Origin of the sequence: Serratia rhizosphaerae (assembly GCF_009817885.1) — a bacterium.
Lineage (GTDB): Bacteria > Pseudomonadota > Gammaproteobacteria > Enterobacterales > Enterobacteriaceae > Serratia_B > Serratia_B rhizosphaerae.
Map to the genome: position 1 here is coordinate 2,337,728 of NZ_CP041764.1, position 26,908 is coordinate 2,364,635.

A 26,908-nucleotide genomic window follows, 5' to 3' on the forward strand; every position below is an offset into this window, starting at 1 on the left:
ACCGGTATATTCATGCGATTGGCCGACTGCCTTTATGGTTTGGTCGATGGTGATTTATCGTCCTTATACTGCGCGGTGGCGATCCAGGCAGCGCAAAACAGCGTCAGGCGGGCAAAAAAGTAGAAGAAGGCCATCAGGCCGATCACCGATCCAAATGCCGCGCCGGACGGGGATTTTGCCACCTGCGGCAGCGTCATGGTCATCACGAACTTGATCACTTCAAAGCCGATGGCGGCCATCAGCGTGCCGCGGAACAGCGCTTTCTTATTGGGTTTGTGGCGCGGCAGCATCCAGAAAATCCACAGGAACAGCAGATAGTTGGCGAAGATGGAGATGGACAGTGCAATCAGCGTCATCGCCGGGCGCAGCCAGTCGATGCCGTCCAGCCCCAGCGCGCGCACGATGGCCGCCTGCGCCGAACCGGCGATCGAGGTCAGCGACAGCGTGACGATCAGCGCCACCACCAGACCGGTCAGCGAGATAACGTCGCGGGTGTATTTAAAGTAAATTTTTTCCTGATCCTGCGGATTACGCTCCCAGACGTCGCGCGACTGGGCGCGAATCGCTTCGCGCAGGTTGCCCATCCAGCTAATGCCGGAGTAGAGCGCCAGCGCCAACCCCGTCAGGCCGACGGTGGTGCGCTGCTGGATGGCGGTATTGACGGTATTTTTCAGCGTATTGGCCAGCGTTGGGTCGCTGATGCTGCCGACAATTTTGTTGATAAGCTCGGTCAGCAGGTCCTGATTAGAGGCCAGTACAAAGCCTACCGCGGCGAACGACACCATCAGAATGGGGATCAGCGACAGGAAAGAGAAGTAGGTAATGGCGGCGCCGAACTGGCTGCCCAGCCGGTCGTTAAAGCGCTCGGCCGCGCGCAGCAGGTGGGCGATACCCGGTCTGGCCTTGATATGCTCAACCAGACGGGAAAAGCCGGAGATGCCCTTGTCAATTTTGTGGTTCCCGGTCTTGATGTCGATCAGCGGCTTGGCTGATTCTTCCGTTTGGCGCTGCTGGGGAGTGTTCTCAGATCCTGTAGGCATTACTCACGCTTTCCTTATATAAAAACCTATAACCTTCACCATTATAGCTAAACCGGCCATGGATTTGACCCCGATGCAGGGAATTGACGTATTTCCCGGCTTCACGCGTGCCAGCGCGCAAAAAAGGGATGAAAGCCGGCCGCTAATGTAAATTCGACTGCGTAATTAATCAGCGCGTGTTACCTTATTTACCATGGTTTTTTTTCGTTATGGGTTAAATCTTGTCAAAGGGCAGACGCTATCTCCATAATTTGCTCATAATTGATGAATAAATCCTTTTTTGGTTTTAAAAAGTTTACACTCCTTCGCATTAATCTATATTCCTGGGCCTATTATTATCTCCGACGACACGATGAGCCTGTTAAGTACAGCGCTCCTGATAAAGAATATTTTAAGGAAATAATTATGCGTAAACTGACTGCTTTATTTGTTGCCTCTACCCTGGCGCTGGGTTCTGCTTCTATGGCTTTTGCGGCCGATACCGCCACCACCGCGGCAGCAGATAGCGCGCCGATGAAAATGATGCACCACAAGGGGAAAGGCGGCCCGTTCGCGGGGCTGAACCTGACCGAGCAGCAGCGCCAGCAAATGCGCGACATTATGAAAGAAGCGCACCAGAATCGCGGTCATGGCATGAAAGAACAGCGTCAGGCGCTGCATACGTTAGTGGCCTCCGACAGCTTTGATGAAGCCAAAGCCAAAGCGCAAATTGACACTATCAGCAAAGCGCAGTCCGAACGCATGCTGGCGCGCGCCAAGGCTGAAAATAAAATGTATAACCTGTTAACGCCAGAACAGAAAAAACAATACAATGAGAATTATCAGAAACACGAAAAGAAAATGATGGAGCACATGAATAAAATGAAAGCGCAGCACGAGGCTGCCGAGTAATTAATAGTGTGATGTGCGAAATAACAAGGCCAGATTTTTCTGGCCTTTTTTTATATTTTTTTGCCATGCGCCATCCTGGCGAGAACAATGGCCTCAGTGCTTTTTTTTCACCGTGGTGATGTCATGAAACTGCGCCACCACAATGTCGGCAAACCGTGCGTCGTTGATGTGATAGGGCGTTTTAATCAGCCGGCGTCGCGTGGTCTGCACCAGAGTTTGTTCCAGCGCGTCGGTAAAGGCGCGCAGCGCCAGCGGATCCCAAAACGGTTGGCCGGGGGCATCCAGCGAGGAGACTCCGCCCTCCGGGATGACGAAGCGAATCTCTCCCGGGCAGGCATTCAGCTTTTTGCCAATCCAACGCCCGATATGGGCATTTTCCTCAGCGGTGGTGCGCATCAGCGTCACCTGGGTATTGTGGTTATAAAAATGTCGGTCGGCATAGCGTGCCGGAATGGTTTTGGGATGGCCGAAATTAATCATATCCATGGCGCCGCAGGACAGCACGCAGGGAATACCGGTGCGGGCAATAGCGCCAAAACGGTCTTCGTTACAGGCCAGTACGCCGTCGAACAGATAATCGCCTACCTCGGTGGTGGTCAGATCCAATACCGCATTCAATAGCTGGCTGTCGATCAGTTTTTCCATGGCCTGTCCACCGCTGCCGGTGGCGTGAAACACCAGGCAGTCCCATTGCGCCTCAATGGCGCGGGTCACGGCCTGGATACACGGCGTTGTCACGCCAAACATGGTCAAACCGGTGGCGGGCTTGCTGAGTACGTCTTCATCGGTATGGAAACGCACCGCACCGGCGATCTGGTGTGCGGCATTACCCAGCACCTTACGTGAAATGCGGTTCAGGCCGGCAATGTCGGTCACGGAATACAGCATAGCGATATCGCTGGCGCCGACGTAACCGGAAACGTCCCCGGCAGCCATACTGGAGACCATCAGCTTGGGCAGACCGATAGGCAACTGCTGCATTGCCGGCGTGATCATGGCGGTGCCGCCGGACCCGCCCATACCCAACAGAGCGGCGACATCGTTGCGCGACAGCATAAAGCGTTCGAAAGCGATAGCCATGGCGGCGATAGCCTGACCACGGTTATGACAAAAGACGGCGGTTGCGCCTTCTGGATGAAAAGCGGCTACGTCGGCCGCCGAAATGTCGGCCGGGTAGCGTGCGGGCATGTCGTGAGTGGAAAGATCGACGGTGATGGTGGGTAAACCGAGGCTGTCAATCAAACCGCGCACATACGCCAACTCTTGTCCTTTGGTATCTGCTGTGGTAGCAATATAGACAAAGGTTGGGGTATTTCTCATCGTCTGTTCCTGAAAAAAGGTCGGCTATGAGGGCCGAACTGGTTGTTTCTAATGATAACTTATAATATTAATTTGGAACCCTGGTGTTGGTACAATAAGATGCAGCCGATGAATTTGTATACATAATGAGACGGCAGTGTCATTTATGCAAGCCTTTTTTGATGATAAATGAGACTAGGGTCTCATTTTTTGTATTTATAGTTCGCTTTTGCGACGCTGGAAGGGCCAGGATCCTGCCAGTCAGGTTTTTCATTATGCCGCCTGTGAGCCGGCATGATTTGTGTGAGGTCGATGTGTCGCTATCCGCTTTTCCCGCACCGCGGGATGAACCCCTAACCCATACGCGCGCCAGAACGCGCAAATTGCTGCTTGCCAGCGCGATGGAACTGTACGATGACGGCGCGTTCCCGTCGATAACCGAACTGGCGGCCCATGCCCAGGTATCCCGCGCTACCGCCTATCGCTATTTTCCGACGCAAAGCGCCCTGATTACCGCCGTGGTGGCTGAAAGTCTGGGGCCGATTTTGCAGTGGGAACCGCATGATGATGATGCGTTGCTGCGTATCCAGCAGCTGCTGGCCTTTGCTTACCCGCAAATGGAGCAGCATGAAGGCGCGCTGCGCGCAGCGTTGCAACTCTCTTTGCAGCAGTGGGCCAATGCTACGCCGGGGGAGAAATTCGTGCGTGGTAACCGTAAACGCCTGCTGAAATTGGCGGTGGAGCCATTGCAGGATAAATTGCCTCCGGAGGCGCTACAGCGCGTGATCCACGCTTTCTCACTGATTTACGGTTCAGAGGTTTTCCTAGTGTTGAAAGATATTTGGGGATTGGAGCTGAGCGGTATTCAAGACGTTACGCAGTGGATGGCGAAGGCGATTATTCGTCAGGCCGAAGAAGATGTGCGCAACAGCAAAAAATAACCAGCAGGATAATCCATTTTTAGCGTGATGCCGGCGTTGAATGTAGAATTATTCACTAAATGAATAGGCTATGTAGTTATAGTTTTTACTGATAATTACTAACGTCATATGCTGTCTTTGCCGCGTTCCAGACAGATAATTTGTACACAAATTATTTATCAATTCATTAATAATCATATCATTAGGTTTTAATCTATTCCCGGGGAATGAGATTAATGCCATGACCTAATGAGTATCTCTCAGTTTTTACCTCTCTTTCCTCTTCCCTGCCAGCGGAATATTTTTTCGTAATGACGTTTGTCGTCGTTTTTTGCCTGCCGGGCGAAGTGACCATTGTTGTGCTTTATTTATTTGGTGTTACAGAAACGTAATACATAAAACCAATAAAACATTTGCAAACAACAATGGACGGTATCTGGGATGGACAGTAAACGTAAAGAGAATAAACCGGTGCGGGCGCCGACGGCGTATACCGCATCGGTGAAGCAGCGTATGCAATTAAGCGCCATCGCCTGTTTTTTAGCGGTGATTGGCAGCGGGGCGCAGGCCGCCTCCTATGTGGAAAATGGTCGGCCAGGCGATGCGGCCAGCTGGCGCAGTAATGAATTTAATGCCGAATGGGGGCTGGGGGCGATTCATGCCGACCAGGCTTACGCCGCCGGTTACACCGGTAAAGGCGTCAAGCTGGGAATATTCGATCAGCCGGTTTATGCCCAGCACCCGGAGTTTGCCAGCCAGGACAAGGTGATCAACCTGGTGACCCAAGGGGTGCGTGAATATACCGACCCTTATATTCCGGTCAAGAAAGGGGACGATTTCCGCTATGACGGGACGCCGAGCGTAGGGTCGGACGGCGAGTTAGGTTCACACGGTACGCACGTCGGCGGTATTGCCGCCGGTAACCGTGACGGCGGAGAAATGCACGGCGTGGCCTTCAATGCGCAAATCATCAGCGCGGAGAACGGCGACCCTGGCCCGGAAGACGGCATTATTCTCGGCAATGACGGGGCGGTATACAAGGCCGGCTGGGATGCGTTGATCGCCAGCGGCGCAAGGATTATCAATAACAGCTGGGGGATCGGCATCACCGATAAGTTTGCCGAGGGCGGATCCGATCCGGCCTATCCGCATTTTACCGTCGACGATGCGCGTAAACAGTTCGAGCAGATCAAACAGATTCTGGGCACCAAACCGGGCGGCGCCTATCAGGGGGCGATTGACGCGGCGCGCAGCGGTATCGTCACCATCTTTGCCGCCGGCAATGACGATAACCTGAATAACCCCGATGCCATGGCCGGACTGGCCTATTTTGTACCGGATATCGCGCCGAACTGGCTGTCGGTCGCCAGCCTGCAGGATCCTGACGGCACGGGCGATTATGCTATCAGCACCTTCTCTTCCCGCTGCGGTTACACCGCCAGTTTCTGCGTTTCGGCACCAGGGACGAAGGTATACAGTTCGGTCATTGAGGGTACGACCCCGGACAATCTGACCACCGGTTACGCCAAGTTCAGCGGCACCTCAATGGCCGCGCCGCACGTTGCCGGCAGCATCGCGGTGCTGATGGAGCGCTTCCCGTATATGACCGGCGCGCAGGTGGCATCGGTGCTGAAAACCACCGCCACCGATATGGGCGATCCCGGTATTGATGCGCTGTACGGCTGGGGGATGATTAACCTCGGCAAGGCGATTAACGGGCCGGGGATGTTCTACACCGAGCAGGATATTCCGGAAGCATTTCGCGTGCCGGATGAAAAAGGCGTGGCCTATGGTTCAGGTCAGTTCGTCGTCGACCTGCCCGGCGTCGGCGCGGTGCTCGATCGGGGCAAACCGACTGAACGGGTGTGTGATGACGTCCACTGCGGCCTGGATATCTGGAGCAATGATATCTCCGGCCACGGCGGCCTGACCAAGCAGGGCATCGGCACGCTGGTGCTGACCGGCGACAACAGCTACAGCGGGCCGACGCTGGTCAATCAGGGGCTGCTGGCGGTGAACGGCACGCTGGTGTCGGACGTGACGGTAGGGAACGGCGGGGCGCTCGGCGGCTCGGGCCGTATCGGTTCACTCACCGCCAACACCGGTGCCGTCGTGGCGCCGGGCAACTCGATCGGCACGCTGAACGTCACCCACGACGTGACCTTTGCCGCCGGCTCGCGCTACGCGGTGGAAGCAGCGGCGGACGGCAGCAGCGATCGGATCGTCAGCGGCGGATCGGCGCAGATAGACGGCGGCGAAGTGGCGATGCTGCTGGATCAGCAGAACGTACTGAACGGCGACGCCGGCGGCAGCGCCATCGGCCAGTATGACATTTTACAGGCGCAGCAGGGTATCAGCGGCCAGTTTGACGGCGCGACAACCACTTCGCCGTTCCTGGCGGCCACGCTGTCCACGCAGGGCAACCGGCTGACGGCGGACGTGGCGCGTAACGACACCGCGTTCGCCAGCGTGGCGGCCACGCAGAATGAGCGAGCGGTGGCGACGGCGGCGGATGCGCTGGCGGCGGGCAACCCGGTGTATGAAAGCATTCTGGCCTCCGGCAGCGCCGGGCAGGCGCGGCAGGCGTTCCGCCAGCTGTCGGGGCAGATCCACGCGGATATCGCCTCGGCGCAGGTGAACGACAGCCGCTACCTGCGTGATGCGCTGAACAGCCGCCTGCGTCAGGCGGAAGGGCTGGCGACGTCGCAGGACATCAAGGCGGATGACGGCGGCGCGTGGGCGCAGTTTGTCGGGGCATGGGACCATGCGTCGGGCGACGTGAACGCCACCGGCTATCAGGCCTCGACCTACGGGGTGCTGCTGGGTCTGGATTCGGCCTACGACGACTGGCGGCTGGGGGTGGCGACCGGCTATACCCGCACCTCGCTGGACGGCGGCTACGGCTCGAATGCGGACAGCGACAACTACCACCTGGCGGTATACGGCAGCAAACAGTACGGCGATTTGGCGCTGCGTGCCGGTGGGTCTTACACCTGGCACCGGTTTGATACGGCGCGCTCGGTGAACTACGGGCTGCAGTCGGACCGCGCGACGGCGAAATACAGCGCGCGTACCGAGCAGCTGTTCGCGGAAGCGGGCTACAGCGTGCAGGGCGAGTGGGTGAACCTAGAGCCGTTCGCCAACTTGGCGTACATCAACTTCCAGAACAACGGCATCAGCGAAGACGGCGGCGCAGCGGCGCTGCACGGCGACAAGCAGCACACGGACGCCACGGTGTCGACGCTGGGCCTGCGTGCGGACCATCAGTGGCAGCTGAGCCGTGAAACGGCGGTGACGCTGCGCGGCGAGGCGGGCTGGCAGCATCAGTACGGCGAGCTGGAGCGCGGCACCGGGCTGAAGTTCCGCGGCGGTGATGCGGCGTTCGTCAGCAACAGCGTGCCGGTATCGCGCGACGGCCTGCTGCTGAAGGCCAGCGCGGACGTGGCGGTGAGCCAGAATGCGTCGCTGTCGCTGGGCTACGGCGGGTTGCTGTCGGACCGTCATCAGGACAACAGCGTCAACGCCGGTTTCACCTGGCGTTTCTGATCTCATGCCTATCCATCCTTAAACTCAGGGCCGCCCGTTCGGGCGGCCCGATTTCCCATGTGACGTGCAGAACAAATATCAAAGGTAACGGGAATGAAAGCATTTACAGGAAAGAAAAAGCCGACATGGAAACTGAATGCCTTACTGTGTTCACTGTTGGCGGCAGGCAGCGTACAGGCAAACGAGGGGAAAGTCGGTGACCCGGGCGGCTGGCGCAGCGCCGAGTTTAACGCCGACTGGGGGCTGGGGGCGATTCATGCCGACCAGGCCTACGCTGCCGGCTACACCGGCAAAGGACAAAAAGTGGGAATTCTGGATACGCCGGTGTATAACCAGCATCCCGAGTTTGCCGGCGACGGCAAGTTGATCAATGTGGTAACGCAGGGCATTCGCGCCTATACCGATCCCCACCGGCCGGGCATTAACGCCGGCGATCCGTTCTATTTCGACGGCAGTTTCCATTTCTACAACGGCGAGACGCTGAGCAATCACGGTGTGCATGTGGCGGGGATCGCTGCCGCCAACCGCGACGGTGCGGGGATGCACGGCGTGGCGTTTGATTCGCAGATTATCAGCGTGGACAACGACAATGACGGTCCGGCTTACGGCGAGTTTCTGGGGCTGGACGGCGCGGTAACCAACGCCGGCTGGCAGGCGATGATTGAAAGCGGCGTACGGGTGATTAATAACAGCTGGGGCGTCAGCATTCCGGATTTCCTGTCCGACGGCGGTAAGGATCCGGATGCGCTGCATTTTGAATTCCATGATGCGCAAGAGCAGTTCAATCAGGTGAAGCCGCTGCTGGGCAGCTTGGCCGGCGCGGGCTATCAGGGGGCGATCGATGCCGCACGCCACAATATTCTGGTGCTGTTTGCCGCGGGCAACGACGGTAACTACAACCAGCCGGACGTCATCAGCGGGTTGGGCTATTTTGTGCCGGATATTGCGCCGAACTGGCTGACCGTCGCCAGCGTGGCGCAGGATGATGCCTCGGCCAATAGCGTGCCTTACACCCTCAGTTCCTTCTCATCCCGCTGTGGTTACACCGCCAGCTTCTGCGTTGCGTCTCCGGGCAGCAAAATTTACAGCGCGGTGGCCAACGGTTCCGATCCACAGCAGCTGACGTCGGACTACGGCAATAAAAACGGTACCTCGATGGCGACGCCGCACGTGACCGGCGCGGTTGCCGTATTGCTGCAGCGTTTCCCCTACCTGTCGACGGCGCAAATTGCCGATGTGTTGAAAACCACTGCCACCGATATGGGAGCACCCGGTATTGACGCGCTGTACGGCTGGGGGATGATTAACCTCGGCAAGGCGATTAACGGGCCGGGGATGTTCTACACCGAGCAGGATATCCCGGAAGCGTTCCGCATTCCCGATGCCGATGGCGTCGCCTATGGCCCGACGCAGTTTGTCGCCAACATTCCGGGCGTGGGGGCGGAAGTGGATAGCGGCACGCGCTATCAGCGTATCTGCGACGATGTACATTGTGGTCTGGAAGTCTATTCGAACGATATTTCCGGCCATGGCGGCCTGACCAAAGAAGGCGCCGGTTCGTTATACCTGACCGGTAATAACAGCTACAGCGGGCCGACGCTGGTCAATCAGGGGCTGCTGGCGGTGAACGGCACGCTGGTGTCGGACGTGACGGTAGGGAACGGCGGGGCGCTCGGCGGCTCGGGCCGTATCGGTTCACTCACCGCCAACACCGGTGCCGTCGTGGCGCCGGGCAACTCGATCGGCACGCTGAACGTCACTAGCGACGTGACCTTTGCCGCCGGCTCGCGCTACGCGGTGGAAGCGGCGGCGGACGGCAGCAGCGATCGGATCGTCAGCGGCGGATCGGCACAGATCGACGGTGGCGAAGTGGCGATGCTGCTGGATCAGCAGAACGTACTGAACGGCGACGCCGGCGGTAGCGCCATCGGCCAGTATGACATTTTACAGGCGCAGCAGGGTATCAGCGGTCAGTTTGACGGCGCGACAACCACTTCGCCGTTCCTGGCGGCCACGCTGTCCACGCAGGGCAACCGGCTGACGGCGGACGTGGCGCGTAACGACACCGCGTTCGCCAGCGTGGCGGCCACGCAGAATGAGCGAGCGGTGGCGACGGCGGCGGATGCGCTGGCGGCGGGCAACCCGGTGTATGAAAGCATTCTGGCCTCCGGCAGCGCCGGGCAGGCGCAGCGGGCATTCCGCCAGCTGTCGGGGCAGATCCACGCGGATATCGCCTCGGCGCAGGTGAACGACAGCCGCTACCTGCGCGATGCGCTGAACAGCCGCCTGCGTCAGGCGGAAGGGCTGGCGACGTCGCAGGACATCAAGGCGGATGACGGCGGCGCGTGGGCGCAGTTTGTCGGGGCATGGGACCATGCGTCGGGCGACGTGAACGCCACCGGCTATCAGGCCTCGACCTACGGGGTGCTGCTGGGTCTGGATTCGGCCTACGACGACTGGCGGCTGGGGGTGGCGACCGGCTATACCCGCACCTCGCTGGACGGCGGCTACGGCTCGAATGCGGACAGCGACAACTACCACCTGGCGGTATACGGCAGCAAACAGTACGGCGATTTGGCGCTGCGTGCCGGTGGGTCTTACACCTGGCACCGGTTCGATACGGCGCGCTCGGTGAACTACGGGCTGCAGTCGGACCGCGCGACGGCGAAATACAGCGCGCGCACCGAGCAGCTGTTCGCGGAAGCGGGCTATAGCGTGCAGGGTGAGTGGGTGAACCTGGAGCCGTTCGCCAATCTGGCGTACATCAACTTCCAGAACAACGGCATCAGCGAAGACGGCGGCGCAGCGGCACTGCACGGCGACAAGCAGCACACGGACGCCACGGTGTCGACGCTGGGCCTGCGTGCGGACCATCAGTGGCAGCTGAGCCGTGAAACGGCGGTGACGCTGCGCGGCGAGGCGGGCTGGCAGCATCAGTACGGCGAGCTGGAGCGCGGCACCGGGCTGAAGTTCCGCGGCGGTGATGCGGCGTTCGTCAGCAACAGCGTGCCGGTATCGCGCGACGGTCTGCTGCTGAAGGCCAGCGCGGACGTGGCGGTGAGCCAGAATGCGTCGCTGTCGCTGGGCTACGGCGGGTTGCTGTCGGACCGTCATCAGGACAACAGCGTCAACGCCGGTTTCACCTGGCGCTTCTGATCCCAGGCATATCCATCCTTAAAAACAGGGTCGCCAACGGCGATCCTGTTTTTTTTCCGCAGAAAAGTTGCCCGAATCTCCTCTCCTACCGGTAAAATCCCATAAAAAAACGGCCCCCTGATGGGAGCCGGTTCAATGGGGGGTACATCTTTATTATTAGCGATAAAGGCTTTTACTCTGAACGGTGTGCCGTTGTCCTAATGCATACTGTATTTTAGAACCGGCAACCTGAACGAGTTTCCCTGGTGTCGTTATGGTTATAAGTACTGGTGTTTTATTTTTATAGTGTGTTGCTGTGTGTAGCTTTTGATACCATGTTTGACTATAAAACATGGTGTGTCAAGCAATGTTTGAGATTAATCTTGCATATGATGCTAATATTGAATGATGTTCGAACACGATAACATGTCAAAGCGACTGAAAAATTAGAAAAAATCGAAGGAAAAAATGGATAACAATCATCAAAAATTCGATTCGCAGTCGATTGCAAACCGGGTCAGAGAACTCTTTCTTCATCACGGGATCGGTAAACGTCAGCAAGCAAAGGAGCTTAGCCGCATTCTGGCGCTAAGTTTTTCCCATGCCCACCGCAAGCTGAAAGGGCAGAGTCCCTGGACGCTGGAACAGATCAACAGCGTCGCGGCGGCGCTGGACGAAACGCCGGCGGCCATTGTGGATATCAACGTGGAGAATGAGCCTCCCGCGCAAACTATTGCACGAGATGCCATCTTTTCACCGGCCGGGATGACGATTCCTTGCGTGGCATACATCGGCAGCGAAGTCAGCGGCGGGCGTTTTTCTGAATATGTCGCGCTGCAGGAAGACGATAAGTGGGTGATTTACCGGGCCGATGAGGCGCCGGCTGGCAGCCGCTATTGCGTGGAGCTGATCGAGATTCGTCCGACGAATGTCGACGATGAGCGGTTAAGCATCGCGGTGCTGGATGATTCGCATCAGGCGGCGGATGAACTGGCCAAATACCTGAACAGCCGCGGTTTTAACGCCGTTGCTTTTTACGATGTTCAGACGTTCAAACAGGCGCTGAGCCGCAGCCTGTTCGACGGTTACGTGGTTGACTGGCTGATCGGGCAGGAAACCTCCGAGCAATGCATCGAAGCGATTCGCGCCTCTGATAACCCGGATGCGCCGGTATTGGTATTGACCGGCCAACTGGGCACCGGGCTGCGCGAGTCAGAAATCGCCAAGGCGATGCGCGATTATGACGTGCTTGGCCCGTATGAAAAACCGGTGCGGCTGCATGTGATTGAAGCCGCGCTGCAGCGCTGTTTTAACCTTTAAGGAACAGGGCGGACAGTGCGGTGGACAGCGCTTCCAGCCGCACGGGTTTTATCAGGTAATCATCAAACAGCGCACGTTGCTCCAGCGTCAGCAGCTCCGGCGTCTGGGCGCTGATGCCGATAATCGGAATATGGCGGTTGGGGCCGCGTTGGCCGCGCAGCTTTTTCGCCAGCGCCGCGCCGTCGATGCCCGGCATTTGTAAATCCAGCAACAGCACATCGTAAGGCCGGCGCAGCAGCTTTTGCAGCGCGCGTTCTGATGAATCGCACAGCTCGTGCTGATAGCCCAGTTTATCCAGCAGGGCGGCGAAGGCTTCTCCCACCGATCTGTTGTCGTCCACTACCAGCACCTGCTGTTCTTTCATCGCCATATCGGACAGCGCCTGCGGCTGCGCCTCTTCTTCCGTCTGATCTTCGCTGACTTCCACCGGAATGCTGACGATAAAGGTGCTGCCTTTTCCCTGTTCGCTGTAAACGGTAACGGTGCCCTGCAGCAGCGCGACCAGGCCGCGTACGATCGCCAGCCCCATGCCGACGCCGCCGTACTGTTTGGTATTCGACTGATCCAACTGGGTAAACGGCTGGAATATCTGCCCCAGCTTTTCCTCTTCCATCCCGATACCGGTATCGGTCACTTCCAACATCAGCGCATTGCCGCCGGTTTGGCGACGCAGGCAGCCGTGCACGGTGATGGTGCCGCTTTCGGTGTATTTGAAGGCGTTGGTCAGCAGATTGACCAGAATCTGGCGGATGCGCAGCGGATCGGAATACATTTGCGCGTGGCTGAAGTCGACCTCGCACAACAATGTGATCTGCTCTTTGCTCATCAGCATGCCGACTTCATCGGTGGTTTGCTGAATCAGTTGCTCAGCATTGAACGGCATAATGCGCAGTTCCATCATGCCGCTGTCCAGATGCGCGTAGTCGGTCAAATCCTTCATCTGGGTTTCAATCTGCTGCGCGGCGGTTTCCAGCCGCTGGAAGGTATCAACGTGCTCGGTGGACACATTGGTATTCATCAATACGTCAATGGCGGACATAATGCTCTGCAGCGAGGTACGCAGCTCATGGCCGATGGCGCCGAGGAAGGCGTTTTTCGAGTGCGTGGCTTTTTCCGCCTCGATGGCCTTGGCCTGCTGCTGAATGGTAATGCGCTGCTGGCGCAGGACAATCAGCGTAATAGCGACCAGCGCAATCACCGAGAACATGATGATCACCAGGCCGTAGAAAATAATATGGCGCTTCTCGATATAGTCGTTGTAGGCGACGGTGCGCTGCTTCACTTCCGCATGGTCGGCCAGGTTGGCCATCTCGACCGCAAACGGCTTCATCTGCTGCATGGACTGGGTAATTTCCTGCAGATTCGGCGGAGAGGCGCTGATCAGATGGTCGAGCTGATTCATTTGCGCCACCATCTGCTTAATCACCTCGGGATAGCCGGCCTCGCGGTACAGCGGCTGGGTGGATTCCGATACGGTCTCCAGCACGTAAAAGCGCGAATAGAGAATTTCGAACCTGAGCCTTAACGCGTCGATATCCACCTTGGGCGTATTTTTTAGCTGTTCCACATAGGTTTCAAATTCCGCCAGCTTGATGGAGAACTTTGCGATCGACCACGAGTAGTTTTCCTGCGTACCGGCGATGGCGTACAACCCCTTTTTCGACAGCGTGGCGCTGTAGTAATACAGGGTGATGGTGGAAGCCACAATGAACAGGGCGGCGAAAATGGCCGGAATCGCCAGCCGGCTGCCGTTCTTGAACTGGGTCAGCTTCATTTAATCACGATCCTGTTGACCTGCCAGATAAAGCGCGAGTTATACAGCGGCGAATTTAACTCCGGGCCGCTTTCATCGCGTGGATAAACCAGAAACAGCGGGCCGAAGTTGCGGATCTTCAACATTTCCCCGTCCATTTTATAGGCCAGAATGATGTTGTAGTGCTCCACGTCGGACAGCGGAATATCAATGTAATAGTCGTTCAGCGCATGCATCGACAGTGTCTGCCCCTTGGCGCCCACTTTTTTCAGGATATCCGCCACCGCCACGCCGTCGAATTTGCGCCGCGGGGTCCACGAGGTGGAGGTGGAAATCGAGTTGACCGGCATGGCGAACAGATCCTGGTCGCTAAAGACATAGCGCTTGTTGGCCGCATCGGTGAAATGGCTGATGTTGCCAGAAACTTCCAGAGTAAAGCTGAATGCGGAGGTTTGGGCGGCGATCAGGGCGAAGAGCGCCAGGGTAAGGGTTCTGATCAGGGTCGATAGCATCGGGAATTTCTCCGCAATGAAGGGCAAGGGGCCAAGCAATAAATTTAGCCGGCTAAACAGTGAAAGAAAACAGCGAATTATGCAGGCAGCGGCTGCAAAAAAGACAAAGGCCAGCAAAGCCGGCCTTGGGGCGGTTCCACCGTACCTGGTTCTTATAATAGCACTTTTTTAGCGACGATAAGAGTCAGCACGGGGACGATCTAGAGCATACCGGCAATTTCACCCATCAGTTTGAGCTCATCTTTGGAGATGTAGGTAGGGCGATCGCTGTCGTCGGTTAAAGAAACGTAGTGCTCATTGCTGATCAACAGAATCTTCCCCTTCACGGGGGAGGTATCGGTCAGCAGAACATGAGAAAACAGGTGTTCCATGCGCCCCCTGATATCTCCACCGCCAGCCAGATTAACCGGGCGGCGGCTCATATAGGTCATGGCGCTACTTTTCGCCTTATTTTCATCTTTAAGGATCTTGACGCGAGTTTCGTTGAAAAAGGTGGTGAGCTTGTTACGGGCCTTCGACATCTTTTTCATGGCGTCCACCAGCTTTTTATTCTCTCCCACCAGGCGGTCAGACAGAAGGTTGCGTACTGCAAGCACGCAGCCGCTGGAGATACCCAGCGCGCCGACGGCGCCCAGGGCGAAGCGGGCGTAAGCGTTGTTCATCAAGGTCTCACCGGCCTGAGCGGCGGCAGTCGCAGCAAAATAGGCGCCGGAACCCGACAGTGTGCCAATGACCCCTACCGCCGCCGCGGCCATGTTGTAATTGCTTTTTTGTGTATCGTCATACACGTTGCCGCCATAGCCTCTGAGCGAGGTGCCGTACTTCTTGAAAACGTCGGATCGTCGGTTCAGCATGTTGCCGGTCATATCCTGCAGTCCGATGCTTTCTTCCTCATCGCGGGCACCGTAGTCTGCCAGCGAGTTTCTGCGGTCGCTGGCGCGCTGTAACTCGGCAAAGGTATTCATGATGCCGGAGTCGGTGTCATTTTCGAACTGCGCCAGCGTTGCTTCATCCAGCTCATTAATAAAGGCAAGAATCACCCGCAGGTCATCTTGGCCGATCAGGCTGCCCTTTAAAACGGATTCGACATCCTGTGTTGGATCTGCCATAGAACCCCCCTGTGGTCAGGTTATATTTCTTTGTTCTGTTTAATATCCCAACCAGATTTGGTTTCTGCCCCTTTGGTGCCTTTATCCGTCTGTTCCCAATAGTGCAGATTGACTTTCGACGCCTGGAAGCGGTATTTCACCAGAATATTATCGGTGTGGCCGACACCGGTAAAATCAGCCAGTGTAACCAGTACGTCTTCCAGCACGATGCGGGCATATTCCACCTGGCTACCGCCGGCTTTACAAATGGACACTTCGACTTTGTTGACATGCTTGCCGCTGGAGCAGAATTTTAAAATCGCCGGGGTGGCTTTATCGATCAGCGCCTGAACTTCCAGATCGCGGTAATTCACTTTACCGGTGCCGCCGCCGCCACCTACCGCCATATTGCCGGATTGGGATGCACCCCAGGTAAACGACAGGACGTCGATCCAATCTTTATGATTGGAATCATTGGATTCGCCGGTTACGCCTTCGACTTTCAAAAAGGTATCGATAGCCATTTTTTTCCTCGTTGGTAAATGGTGATATTGGTTACCAAATTAACTGACGACCCTGTGTTGTCAACGCGCGATCTCTCGTTATCAAGTTATTAAGATTTCCCTTACATAATTTAGTTTGGTGATAATCAGGATGGGAATATTAACCGGTTAAAAATTAAAGGATTATGTTTATTTTTTTATTTATTAAATTTATTTAAACGCGGCAGGATAAATTGATGACGCTTTGATGACGTGATTATTTATGGGGATTTTAGCGTGCAGCATTTAGCGGCAAGAAAAAGGGCCGGCTGCGTTAACAGTCGGCCCGAATCACGCGGATAGCCTGCGGTTAAACCGGTCAGGACTTAGCGCATGGTGACGAACTCTTCCGCCGCCGTTGGGTGGATGGCCACCGTATTGTCGAAGTCCTGCTTGGTGGCGCCCATCTTCACGGCGACCGCAAAGCCCTGCAGGATCTCGTCCATACCGAAGCCGATGCCGTGCACGCCGACGATTTTCTCATTCTCGCCTACGCAGACCAGCTTCATACGGCAAGGCTGGCGGTGCTGGGTCACGGCGCTGTACATGGCGGTAAAGGAGGATTTGTACACCTTCACGCTGTCTTCGCCATATTTTTCCTTCGCTTCCGGCTCGCTCAGGCCGATGGTGCCGATCGGCGGGTGGCTGAACACCACTGTCGGGATATTGCTGTAGTCCAGGTGCTCGTTCGGCTTGTTGTTGAACAGGCGCTCGGACAGGCGGCGGCCGGCGGCCACGGCGACCGGCGTCAGTTCAACCGCTCCGGTGTTGTCGCCGACGGCGTAGATGCCCGGTACGTTGGTGTTCTGGAACTGGTCGACGTTGATGTAGCCTCGGTCATTGGTCTGCACGCCGGTCGCTGCCAGGTTCAGGTTATCGGTCGCCGGTTCGCGGCCGATCGCCCAGACCAGGCTGTCGACGGTAAATTCGCTGCCGTTTTCCAGCTGCAGGGTCAGGCTGCCGTCGGCATTTTTTACTACCGCTTTTGGCACTGATTCGGTGTGCAGGCTTGGCCCTTCGGTGTTCATCACCTCCACCAGCGTCTCGACGATCAGCGGATCGAAGCTGCGCAGCGGCGCGTGCTTACGCACGAACAGGTGAGTTTCCGCGCCCAGCGCGTTCATCACGCCGGCGATCTCAACGGCGATATAGCCGGCGCCCACCACGGCGACGCGTTTTGGCATCTCGTCGAGTTCGAAGAAGCCGTCGGAGTCGATACCGTATTCCGCGCCCGGAATATCAGGGTGGCTCGGGCGGCCGCCGGTAGCGATCAGAATATGGTCGGCGGTGATTTGCTCGCCGTTGACTTCCACGGTATGCGCGTCGATAAAGCGGGCGAAGCCCTTGATCACGTCAACCTTGTTTTTGCCCAGCACGTTGTCGTACGAGTTGTGGATGCGGTCGATATAGGCGGTACGGTTGGCGACCAGCTTTTTCCAGTCAAACGCGTTGACCGTGGTGTCAAAGCCGTAGTCCGGGCCGTACTGGTGAATCGCCTCGGCGATCTGCGCCGCATGCCACATCACTTTTTTCGGTACACAACCCACGTTGACGCAGGTGCCGCCAAGTTCTTTGGCCTCAATCAGCGCACATTTCTGGCCATACATGGCTGCCCGGTTGATCGATGCGATACCGCCGCTGCCGCCGCCAATTGCTAGATAATCGTAATGTTTCGTCATCTGGGTTTTCCATGAGTTGTGTAAATTGAAGAGGATAGAGTTTAACGCCTGAGGTGGGTTTGTCGCAAAGATTGCGTCGATGGCTGTGATAGGCGTGGACGCAGGCGCGGCGTGCGCGCCTGCGGCGACCGGTTACTCCGGCACCACCCAATTGACCAGATGGTGGCCGATGCCGGACGGCACCAGCGTTTTGTGCAGCCACGGCAGTACGTTCTGCATCTGCTGCTCCAGCTTCCACGGCGGGTTGATCACAATCATGCCGGAGGCGGTCATGCCGCGCTGATCGCTGTCCGGTTTCACCGCCAGCTCGATTTGCAGAATGCGGCGGATGCCGGTGGCCTCCAACTCTTTCAGCAGGCGTTTGATCTGCTGGCGCAGCACTACCGGATACCACAGCGCATAGGTGCCGGTAGCGAAGCGTTTATAGCCTTCCTGGATGCCTTTCACCACGTCCTGATAGTCGGTTTTCATTTCATACGGTGGGTCCATCAGGATCAGACCACGGCGCGACGGCGGCGGCAGCTGCGATTTCAGCTGCTGATAGCCGTCTGCGCGCTGCACCTTGGCGCGTTCGTCTTTCTGGAATTCGCCGCGCAGCAGCGGGAAATCGCTCGGGTGCAGCTCGGTCAGGTGGATCTTGTCCTGCGGACGCAGCAGCTGACGGGCGATCAGCGGCGATCCCGGATAATAACGCAGCGATCCGCTGCGGTTCAGGTGCTGCACCACGCCCATATAGGCCTCCAGCTCTGCCGGCAGGTCGTCGCGTTGCCACAGCAGGCCGATGCCTTCCAGATATTCACCGGTGCGTTCGGCGTGTTCGCCGCTCAGCTGATAGCGCCCCGCACCGGAGTGGGTATCCAGATACAGGAACGGTTTCTCTTTTTCTTTCAGCGACTCAATGATCAGGCTCTGAACGGTGTGCTTCAGCACGTCGGCGTGGTTGCCGGCGTGAAAACTGTGGCGGTAACTTAGCATGGCGTTTGGTAATTCCTTGTGCTCCGTCTGCGGAGCGTGCTCGATAAGGCAGTCATCTGCACACAGTATAAACTGTTCGTAGGGGAAAAAGTGAAATGCATTGTCAGCCAATGAGGGAAGCCAGGAATGACGAGTAAACAGAACATATTGGAGCAATATCCTGACGCATTGCGCTGGGCGTTCGGCGACAGCCCGCAGCTGGCGGATGAACTGCTGCAGCTGGTAATCGTGGGAGAGAAAACGGCAACCTGCAGTTCTTACGTTGCCTACCGGCAGGAGAAAGCGCCGCTGGTCGGCGACTACAGCGTGATTCTGGACGGCAGGGGCGAGGCGCGCTGCGTGATCCGCACGCGTGCGCTGCTGCTTATCCGCTTCTGCGACGTCAGCGCCGAGCTGGCGGCGAAAGAGGGAGAAGGGGATAAAAGCCTGGCCTGCTGGCGCCGGGGGCATCAGGCGTTTTTCACCCGTGAAGGCACCTTTGCGCCGGATATGTGGCTGGTGTTTGAGGAGTTTGAACGGGTGGCGGTTCTTGAGGGGGAATGAACAAGGCTGTACTCGGGCGGCGTGTGCATCGCGAGGCTGACATGTGTCGCCAGCCTTATCGACGGCAAATGTATTAGCGTTTTTTCGCTTTAAACTCAAACGTGGCGATGATATGTATGATCGCAAATGCTAATGCGGAGTAGCGCAGAAGCCAGTTATCACTGATCCATTGAGTTGAATCTGTAATAAATAAAGCTCTGCCATTGGCAAATATTATGAATTGCCAGGTGGCCAATACCCAGCCCACTATCATGAGTATTGTCGCGGGTAATTTGTTGTCCGTGGGCCTGTATTTCAGCTTTATGCTAAGAAAAAACAAGGCGACTAATGCTGAAAGAATGTAGTAAAACCACATTAATGACCCCCTGAGCCTTTATGATAAATTGTTTCTATTGTGGCGCCATCAGCTGCGATTTCTAAACCCATGGCACCTTTTCCCATGTTTCGCCATGCTCTAACATAATCTGTATTTATATAGTTAAATAAACGCCAAGCTTCCGGCTTCAGAGACATTCTCAATGCTCCATACCCAGAAAGGAGCAAATCTACTCCACCATATACAATATCTGCTTTATCCTCATCATACCCAAAGAAAGATGCGGAAGCCCGGTAAGCTATTCGGGCAGGACCTATGACATTTTTTCCTAAAAACAATATGTGAGCATTTTCATAAACATTGTTGATACCATTGACCATCAATAATGTGCCAGGAACAACGGCGACGCCGGTCCAATCTAGTCCTATTCCTAGAATTATCTGCCCTATACCTGATAGAAGACCAATCCCTGCTAAGACATATTTTGATGAATTGCCATCAAATTTCTTTTTCATCACAGCGTAGGGCGTAACTTTATTAGCCCTAAGCATGTTTTCCTGTTGTTGTAACGCGTGATACTCTTGCTTCAACTCTTGTATGGCAAGAGTTGAAGCTTTACCTGATTCTTGACACTTTTCAATTTTATTATTCACAAAGCATAATATTTCGTGTCTGAATTTATTTGCTAACGTATTATCTTTTATGAAGTCACGACTCACCCTATTAGATAATTCGAGTAATGAACGGCCGTGTTGGCGTGCCATTACTTGTGAATAACTATTGAGCCTTTGATTAAAACCTAGTGGATTATCCATAATTTTCCCTAAGTGGTCCTCTATAACATTGTGAGCAACATAACTAATCATAACATGGTGAGCAATGTATAAAATACCTGATGAAGTCTCGGTTAGGGGGGGAACCAAGCTGTGGCAGAGGATATTGGCATATGAAAGTTAAAAAATGGGTGAATAAATCGTCTCACTATTGGCCCTGCCATTGATTTTCCTGCCGTCTGGCACCATGTTAATCCTTACACACGCATTTTCAGGCCGGCCAGGCGTGGCCGGCCCCAACGATAATCAGGACTGCCCTATGACAAATCCGTTGCTGACACCGTTTTCCCTGCCGCCGTTCTCCGCTATCCGTCCGGAAGATATTGTGCCGGCGGTGCAATCCGCACTGGCCGATTGCCGCGCCGAAGTTGAGCGGGTGGTGGCGCAGCCGGGGCCGTTCACCTGGGACAACCTGGTGCAACCGCTGGCGGAAGTGGACGATCGCCTGTCGCGCATCTGGTCGCCGATCGGCCATCTGAACTCGGTGAAAAACAGTCCGGAGCTGCGTGAAGCTTACGAACAGGCGCTGCCGCTGCTGTCTGAGTACGGCACCTGGGTCGGCCAGCACGAAGGGCTGTATCAGGCCTATCGCAACCTGAAAGAGGGCGACGGCTTTGCGCAGCTGAGCGTACCGCAGCGTAAAGCGGTGGAAAACGCGCTGCGCGACTTTGAGTTGTCAGGCATCGGCCTGCCGGCGGAAAAACAGCAGCGCTACGGTGAAATAGTCGCGCGCCTGTCCGAGCTGGGCTCGACCTACAGCAACAACGTGCTCGACGCCACCATGGGCTGGAGCAAGCTGATTACTGATGAAGCCGAATTAAGCGGCCTGCCGGAAAGCGCGCTGGCGCAGGCGCAGGCGATGGCGCAGGCCAAAGAGCAGCAGGGCTGGCTGCTGACGCTGGACATGCCGAGCTACCTGCCGGTAATGACCTATGCTGACAGTCAGGCGCTGCGTGAAGAGATGTACCGCGCCTTTACCACCCGCGCCTCCGATCAGGGGCCGAACGCCGGGAAATGGGATAACAGCGCGGTGATGGCGGAAACGCTGGCGCTGCGCCATGAGCTGGCGCAGCTGCTGGGCTTTGACACCTACGCCGATAAATCTCTGGCGACCAAAATGGCGGAAAACCCGCAGCAGGTGATCGACTTCCTGAGCGATCTTGCCAAGCGCGCCCGCCCGCAGGCGGAGCAGGAGCTGGCGCAGCTGCGCGCCTTCGCCAAGCAGCACTACGGCGTCGATGAACTGCAGGCCTGGGATATCACCTACTACGGCGAAAAACAGAAACAGCACCTGTTCTCCATCAGCGATGAGCAGCTGCGTCCTTACTTCCCGGAGCAACGCGTGGTGGACGGGCTGTTCGAGGTGGTGAAGCGTATCTACGGCATCACCGCCAAAGAGCGTCAGGGCGTTGATACCTGGCATCCGGAAGTGCGTTTCTTTGACCTGTTTGACGCCGACGGCTCGCTGCGCGGCAGCTTCTATCTGGATCTGTATGCGCGCGAGCACAAGCGCGGCGGCGCCTGGATGGATGACTGCGTCGGCAAACTGCGTAAGGCGGACGGCGAGCTGCAAAAGCCGGTCGCCTACCTGACCTGTAACTTCAACCGTCCGCTGGGCGACAAGCCGGCGCTGTTTACCCATAACGAAGTGACCACGCTGTTCCATGAGTTCGGCCACGGCCTGCACCATATGCTGACGGAGATCGACACCGCTGGCGTCGCCGGCATCAACGGGGTGCCGTGGGATGCGGTCGAGCTGCCGAGCCAGTTTATGGAAAACTGGTGCTGGGAGCCGGAAGCGCTGGCGTTTATCTCCGGCCACTATGAAACCGGCGAGCCGCTGCCGAAAGCGCTGCTCGACAAGCTGCTGGAAGCCAAAAACTACCAGGCGGCGCTGTTTATCCTGCGCCAGTTGGAGTTCGGCCTGTTCGACTTCCGTATGCACTACGAATATGACCCGGCAACCGGCGCGCAGATCCTGCCGCTGCTGGCCGAAGTGAAGAAAATGGTCGCCGTGGTGCCGTCGCCGAGCTGGGGCCGCTTCCCACATGCCTTCAGCCATATCTTTGCCGGCGGCTATGCGGCGGGCTACTACAGCTATCTGTGGGCGGAAGTGCTGTCGGCGGATGCCTATTCGCGCTTCGAGGAAGAGGGGATCTTCAACGCCGAAACCGGCAGCGCCTTCCTGGATAACATCCTGTCGCGCGGCGGTTCGGAAGAGCCGATGGAACTGTTCAAGCGCTTCCGTGGCCGCGAGCCGCAGCTGGATGCTATGCTGCGCCATTACGGCATTAAAGGATAACCAGACACGTGAGCGTGTGTTTATTGTGTGAAGCAGGCGCCGATCCCGGCGCCTTGTCTGTTTTGGCCGAGCGTTGGCAGCTGACCTCGGACGACGAGGCGCAGATGGCGCTGGTGCTGACTCCGGAACGGCTGGAGTTGCGCAAGCGCGACGAGCCGAAACTGGGGGCGATCTACGTGGACTTTGTCTCCGGCCCGATGGCGCACCGTCGCCGCTTCGGCGGCGGGCGCGGCGAGGCGGTGGCCAAGGCGGTCGGCATCAAGGGCAGCTACCTGCCGAGCGTGGTGGACGCCACCGCCGGGCTGGGACGCGACGCCTTTGTGTTGGCGGCGCTCGGCTGCCGGGTGCGGATGCTGGAGCGCAATCCGGTGGTGGCGGCACTGCTGGATGACGGCCTGCAGCGCGGCTATCAGGATGCGGAAATCGGCCCGTGGCTGCGGGAGCGGCTGACGCTGCTGCATGCCTCCAGCCTGACGGCGTTGTCCGATCTCAGCCCGCGGCCGGAAGTGGTGTATCTCGATCCGATGTACCCGCACAAGCAGAAGAGCGCGTTGGTGAAAAAAGAGATGCGGGTGTTTCAGTCGCTGGTGGGCAGCGATGATGACGCTGACGGCCTGCTGGAGCCGGCGCGGCGTCTGGCGACCAAACGCATTGTGGTGAAACGCCCCGACTACGCGCCGCCGCTGGCGGCGGTGCCGGCGCATGCTGCGACGGTAACTAAAAACCACCGTTTCGATATCTATATGCCGCTGTAGCGGTTTTTGCCGTCAGTAAACGGCCCGGTGAACCGGGCCTTTCCTACTCGATCTACCTCTCATTTCTTTGCATCAATCTGAAAACCTGCTGGAAAAAGCACAAACCCGATCGCATGCTGCCAGCTAATGTCATCCCACTCGCAGTAAATGGAATTATGAAAAAGACGCTCCTTTCCCTGTTGCTTTGCCTGGGCAGCACCGCGATGGCCGCCGAGCCGGTCAATATCACCATTCTGGGCACCTCCGATCTGCACGGCACCTTTGTGCCCTGGGACTACGCCACCGACAGCGAAAACCTGGCCGGCAGCCTGAGCCAAATCGCCACCCAGGTGCGCAACGTGCGTGCGCAGCAGCCGAACGTGATTCTGGTGGATGCAGGCGACACCATTCAGGGCAATTTTGTCGAAACGTTTAAGAACGACAAAACCAGCCCGATGATCCTGGGTTTTAACGCGCTGGACTATGACGTCTGGGTAATGGGCAACCATGAATTTGATTTCGGCCTGCAGCCGCTGTCCACCTCGCTTAACCAGTTCAAAGGCACGGCGCTGGCGGGCAATATCCTGTGGGACAGCGGCAAGCCCTATTTACCGGCCTACAAGATCGTTGAGCGGCAGGGGGTGAAGATCGGCATTATCGGCATGGATACGCCGATGACCGCCGAGTTTGCCAAGGGTACCGATCGCCTTAAGGGGGTGAATTTTACCGATCCGGTACAGGCGGTAAAACAGGTGATCCAACAGATCCAGGGTGAGGTTGACGCCATGGTGTTGGTGGCGCACATGGGCATCGATAATGAAAACCAGCGGCCGGGCACCGGCGTGGGTGATATTGCGCGCGCCAATCCGGAACTGGCGGCGATCGTCGCCGGGCATATGCATGTGAAGGTCGATAAGGCGGTGATCAACGGCGTGATCGTGACCGAACCGGATAAATATGGCCGCGCGCTGTCGCGGATCGATCTGCAGTTTGAACGGCATAACGGCAAGTTTGTGCTGATCAATAAAGACAGCTACACCTATCCTATTCAGGGCACGGCGTCAGACGAACAGCTGGAAGATATCTATCAGCCGTACCACAAGATCCTGCGCGCCAACGCCAACCGGCCGATAGCTCAGCTGACGGGGCAGGATCTGGTGCCGCCGGACGCGGTCAAGGGCATTCCGCAGGTGCACGTGCAGGATACCGGCATCAGCAAGCTGTATCAGGAGGCCAGCCGTTACTATGCGCCGCAGGCTGAGGTGATTGCGCTGCAGATTGATAACGACCGGCCGAAACTGAACGTCGGCACCATCGCCGCCAAAGATATCGCCTTCAACTATCAATATGCCGGCGGTGAAATCACCGTCTACCAGATGACCGGCAAAGAGCTGAAGAAATATATGGAATGGTCCGCCGGCTATTTCAACCAGCTGCACGACGGCGATGTCACCTACAGCTTTAACCCGCAGCGCCGGGCGTCCAAGTATTCCACCAATGATTTCTTTGACGGCGTGACCTACAAGATAGATCTGCGTCAGCCGGCGGGGCAGCGCATTGTCGACCTGAAAATGGCCGACGGCACGCCGGTGACCGACAGTACGCCGATTCGTCTGGGGATGAACAGCTACCGCATGGGGCACCTGACGCAGCAGGGCGGTGCGCTGGAGGGTATGCGCTTCCCGGTGCTGTCGGACAGCAAGCAGGAGTACGGCGAGGAGGCGGGGACGATCCGTAATCTCACCATCCGCTATCTGACCGAAGTGAAAAAAGGGCGGTATCAGGGGCAAGCGGTGCAGCGCTGGCAGCTTCTTGGGCTGAATGGCTACGAAAAGCAGCGTAAAATCGTCGAAAAATTGCTGAATGACGGCAGGATCAGCGTGCCGACCACGGCGGACGGGCGTTACAGCAATGTGGCGTCGATTAACGTGAAAGGGCTGACGTTCAGCGACCCGCAGGCGCGTTTACGCAAAGAGGCCGAGCTGAAAGCGCAACTGAAGACGGCCGGCGATCCGGCGCTGCAAAAACAGCTGCAGGACCAGCTGGTGATTATTGCCGCGCTGAATCAGGCCTGACGCGGGGTAAAAAAATGCCGGCGGTAGCGCCGGCATCAATGAGCGGGATGTTACGTTACAGCACCCCTTGCGCCAGCATCGCCTCCGCCACTTTGACAAAGCCGGCGATATTCGCGCCGCGCACGTAATGGGTCTGTTTGCCTTCGCCACCATACTCCACGCAGGCGTGATGAATATCCGCCATGATGTGCTGCAGGCGTATGTCGACTTTTTCCGCTCGCCAGCCGAGGCGTGCGGCGTTTTGCGCCATCTCCAGCCCGGAGGTGGCGACGCCGCCGGCATTGGCCGCCTTGCCCGGCGCGAACAGCACGCCGGCGTCCAGGAAGGCGTCGGTGGCCTGAATGGTGGTCGGCATATTGGCGCCCTCGGCGACCGCTTGCACGCCGTTATGGATCAGCATCTTGGCGGCGCTCAGGTCCAGTTCGTTCTGGGTGGCGCACGGCAGCGCGATATCTACCGGGACGCTCCACGGCTGCTCGCCGGGCAGATAGGTCAGGCCGCGTTCGCGGGCGTAGTCCTCCACCCGGCCGTAACGCTGGTTCTTGATTTCCGCCAGATGCGCCAGCTTCTCGGTGGTAAAGCCGGCGTCGTCCACCACGGTGCCGCCGGAGTCGGAGGCGGTCACTACACGGGCGCCGAAGGCCAGCGCCTTCTCGATGGTGTACTGCGCCACGTTGCCGGAGCCGGATACCGCAACGCGCATCCCCTCAAAGCTCAGCCCGTGGCGTTTCAGCATTGCATCGGTGAAGTACACCAGACCGTAACCGGTGGCCTCCGGCCGGATCAGGCTGCCGCCGAAGGAAAGCCCCTTGCCGGTAAACACGCAGGCGGTGTTGTTGGACAACTTTTTCATCATGCCGGTCATAAAGCCGACTTCGCGTCCGCCAACGCCAATGTCACCGGCCGGTACGTCGGTATCCGGCCCCAGGTGACGGTATAGCTCGCTCATCAGCGCCTGGCAGAAACGCATGATCTCGCCCTGACTTTTGCCTTTGGGGTCGAAGTCCGATCCCCCTTTGCCGCCGCCCATCGGCAGCGTGGTCAGTGCGTTCTTGAAGGTCTGTTCAAAGCCGAGGAACTTCAGAATCGACAGGTTCACCGACGGATGAAAACGCATGCCGCCCTTGTACGGCCCGATGGCCGAGTTGAACTGCACGCGCCAGGCGCGGTTGACCTGCACGCGGCCGGCGTCGTCCATCCAGCTGACGCGGAACTGAATCACGCGTTCCGGTTCGACCAGGCGTTCCAGCAGTGCATATTCCCGATAACGCGGGTTGCGTTCGATAAACGGCCACAGCGAAGTAAACACTTCGCGTACCGCCTGCAGATATTCGTCCTGATAAGGGTTTTGCTGCTGTAATGCGGCAAGAAAGGATTCGAGCGATGCGCCCTGTTCCATAGATAG

Annotated in this window: 20 protein-coding genes; 9 read left to right on the plus strand and 11 right to left on the minus strand. The window is 57.3% G+C overall.

Translation table 11 applies throughout. The features are described 5' to 3' along the window. Nucleotides 1–32: 32 nt before the first annotated feature. Nucleotides 33–1,040 carry an inner membrane protein YhjD gene (gene yhjD / locus FO014_RS10860; RefSeq protein ID WP_160029531.1) on the minus strand — a complete coding sequence of 336 codons (1,008 nt, stop codon included), beginning with the start codon at nucleotides 1,038–1,040 and terminating at the stop codon, nucleotides 33–35. Between the two features lie 405 nt (nucleotides 1,041–1,445). On the opposite strand from yhjD, the gene spy reads away from it, so the two are divergent. Beyond that, entirely contained in the window at nucleotides 1,446–1,931 is a 486-nt protein-coding gene (gene spy / locus FO014_RS10865; protein WP_105233011.1) for an ATP-independent periplasmic protein-refolding chaperone Spy, read from the plus strand. A 93-nt stretch (nucleotides 1,932–2,024) separates the two neighbouring features. Here spy and FO014_RS10870 read toward each other — a convergent pair whose 3' ends face one another. Next, on the minus strand, nucleotides 2,025–3,251 hold the full coding sequence (locus FO014_RS10870; protein WP_160029533.1) for a Tm-1-like ATP-binding domain-containing protein: 1,227 nt from the start codon (nucleotides 3,249–3,251) through the stop codon (nucleotides 2,025–2,027). A gap of 254 nt (nucleotides 3,252–3,505) precedes the next feature. On the opposite strand from FO014_RS10870, the gene FO014_RS10875 reads away from it, so the two are divergent. From FO014_RS10875 to FO014_RS10890, 4 genes are all read left to right on the plus strand, one after another. Next, entirely contained in the window at nucleotides 3,506–4,171 is a 666-nt protein-coding gene (locus tag FO014_RS10875; protein ID WP_325965254.1) for a TetR/AcrR family transcriptional regulator, read from the plus strand. A 420-nt stretch (nucleotides 4,172–4,591) separates the two neighbouring features. Beyond that, nucleotides 4,592–7,696, plus strand: coding sequence for an autotransporter outer membrane beta-barrel domain-containing protein (locus FO014_RS10880; protein WP_160029535.1), 3,105 nt, complete (start codon nucleotides 4,592–4,594; stop codon nucleotides 7,694–7,696). A gap of 93 nt (nucleotides 7,697–7,789) precedes the next feature. Further along, nucleotides 7,790–10,852 (plus strand): autotransporter outer membrane beta-barrel domain-containing protein, encoded by a 3,063-nt coding sequence (locus FO014_RS10885; protein WP_160029537.1) that lies wholly within the window; start codon nucleotides 7,790–7,792, stop codon nucleotides 10,850–10,852. A gap of 447 nt (nucleotides 10,853–11,299) precedes the next feature. Further along, nucleotides 11,300–12,151 carry a helix-turn-helix domain-containing protein gene (locus tag FO014_RS10890; RefSeq protein WP_160029539.1) on the plus strand — a complete coding sequence of 284 codons (852 nt, stop codon included), beginning with the start codon at nucleotides 11,300–11,302 and terminating at the stop codon, nucleotides 12,149–12,151. Here the strand turns inward: FO014_RS10890 and FO014_RS10895 are convergent. The 6 genes from FO014_RS10895 to FO014_RS10920 form a co-directional block, all read right to left on the minus strand. Next, a complete protein-coding gene (locus tag FO014_RS10895; protein WP_160029541.1) occupies nucleotides 12,141–13,925 on the minus strand; it encodes an ATP-binding response regulator in 1,785 nt (594 codons plus the stop codon). The two genes, FO014_RS10890 and FO014_RS10895, sit on opposite strands and share 11 nt — an antisense overlap. Further along, entirely contained in the window at nucleotides 13,922–14,416 is a 495-nt protein-coding gene (locus tag FO014_RS10900; RefSeq protein ID WP_160029543.1) for a putative pterin-binding protein, read from the minus strand. Before FO014_RS10900 ends, FO014_RS10895 begins: the two co-directional genes overlap by 4 nt. Nucleotides 14,417–14,616: 200 nt before the next feature. Then, nucleotides 14,617–15,525, minus strand: coding sequence for a hypothetical protein (locus tag FO014_RS10905; protein WP_160029545.1), 909 nt, complete (start codon nucleotides 15,523–15,525; stop codon nucleotides 14,617–14,619). 20 nt (nucleotides 15,526–15,545) lie between these two features. Further along, entirely contained in the window at nucleotides 15,546–16,028 is a 483-nt protein-coding gene (locus FO014_RS10910) for an Hcp family type VI secretion system effector (protein WP_160029547.1), read from the minus strand. Between the two features lie 344 nt (nucleotides 16,029–16,372). Then, on the minus strand, nucleotides 16,373–17,725 hold the full coding sequence (gene gorA, locus FO014_RS10915) for a glutathione-disulfide reductase (RefSeq protein WP_160029549.1): 1,353 nt from the start codon (nucleotides 17,723–17,725) through the stop codon (nucleotides 16,373–16,375). A gap of 132 nt (nucleotides 17,726–17,857) precedes the next feature. Further along, nucleotides 17,858–18,700 (minus strand): 23S rRNA (adenine(2030)-N(6))-methyltransferase RlmJ, encoded by an 843-nt coding sequence (locus tag FO014_RS10920; protein ID WP_105233003.1) that lies wholly within the window; start codon nucleotides 18,698–18,700, stop codon nucleotides 17,858–17,860. A 126-nt stretch (nucleotides 18,701–18,826) separates the two neighbouring features. Here FO014_RS10920 and FO014_RS10925 point away from each other — a divergent pair, with 126 nt between their 5' ends. Continuing rightward, the gene (locus FO014_RS10925; protein ID WP_160029551.1) at nucleotides 18,827–19,243 is read left to right on the plus strand and encodes an ASCH domain-containing protein; all 417 of its coding nucleotides are present in this window, start codon (nucleotides 18,827–18,829) and stop codon (nucleotides 19,241–19,243) included. A gap of 73 nt (nucleotides 19,244–19,316) precedes the next feature. Here the strand turns inward: FO014_RS10925 and FO014_RS10930 are convergent, their stop codons facing one another. Both FO014_RS10930 and FO014_RS10935 read right to left on the minus strand, forming a co-directional pair. Then, nucleotides 19,317–19,598, minus strand: a complete 282-nt coding sequence (locus FO014_RS10930) for a hypothetical protein (RefSeq protein ID WP_105233001.1) — start codon at nucleotides 19,596–19,598, stop codon at nucleotides 19,317–19,319. Continuing rightward, complete coding sequence (locus FO014_RS10935; RefSeq protein ID WP_160029554.1) at nucleotides 19,598–20,374, minus strand: DUF4225 domain-containing protein; 777 nt, start codon at nucleotides 20,372–20,374, stop codon at nucleotides 19,598–19,600. Before FO014_RS10935 ends, FO014_RS10930 begins: the two co-directional genes overlap by 1 nt. 277 nt (nucleotides 20,375–20,651) lie before the next feature. Here FO014_RS10935 and prlC point away from each other — a divergent pair, with 277 nt between their 5' ends. The 3 genes from prlC (at nucleotide 20,652) to FO014_RS10950 (ending at nucleotide 25,503) form a co-directional block, all read left to right on the plus strand. After that, complete coding sequence (gene prlC, locus FO014_RS10940; RefSeq protein ID WP_160029556.1) at nucleotides 20,652–22,694, plus strand: oligopeptidase A; 2,043 nt, start codon at nucleotides 20,652–20,654, stop codon at nucleotides 22,692–22,694. Nucleotides 22,695–22,702: 8 nt separating this feature from the next. Further along, nucleotides 22,703–23,449, plus strand: a complete 747-nt coding sequence (rsmJ, locus tag FO014_RS10945; RefSeq protein ID WP_105232997.1) for a 16S rRNA (guanine(1516)-N(2))-methyltransferase RsmJ — start codon at nucleotides 22,703–22,705, stop codon at nucleotides 23,447–23,449. Nucleotides 23,450–23,604: 155 nt separating this feature from the next. Then, nucleotides 23,605–25,503: a bifunctional metallophosphatase/5'-nucleotidase gene (locus tag FO014_RS10950; RefSeq protein WP_160029558.1), complete on the plus strand. Its 1,899-nt coding sequence runs from the start codon at nucleotides 23,605–23,607 to the stop codon at nucleotides 25,501–25,503. Between the two features lie 55 nt (nucleotides 25,504–25,558). Here the strand turns inward: FO014_RS10950 and gdhA are convergent, their stop codons facing one another. After that, entirely contained in the window at nucleotides 25,559–26,902 is a 1,344-nt protein-coding gene (gene gdhA, locus FO014_RS10955; RefSeq protein WP_111737928.1) for an NADP-specific glutamate dehydrogenase, read from the minus strand. Nucleotides 26,903–26,908: the final 6 nt, after the last annotated feature.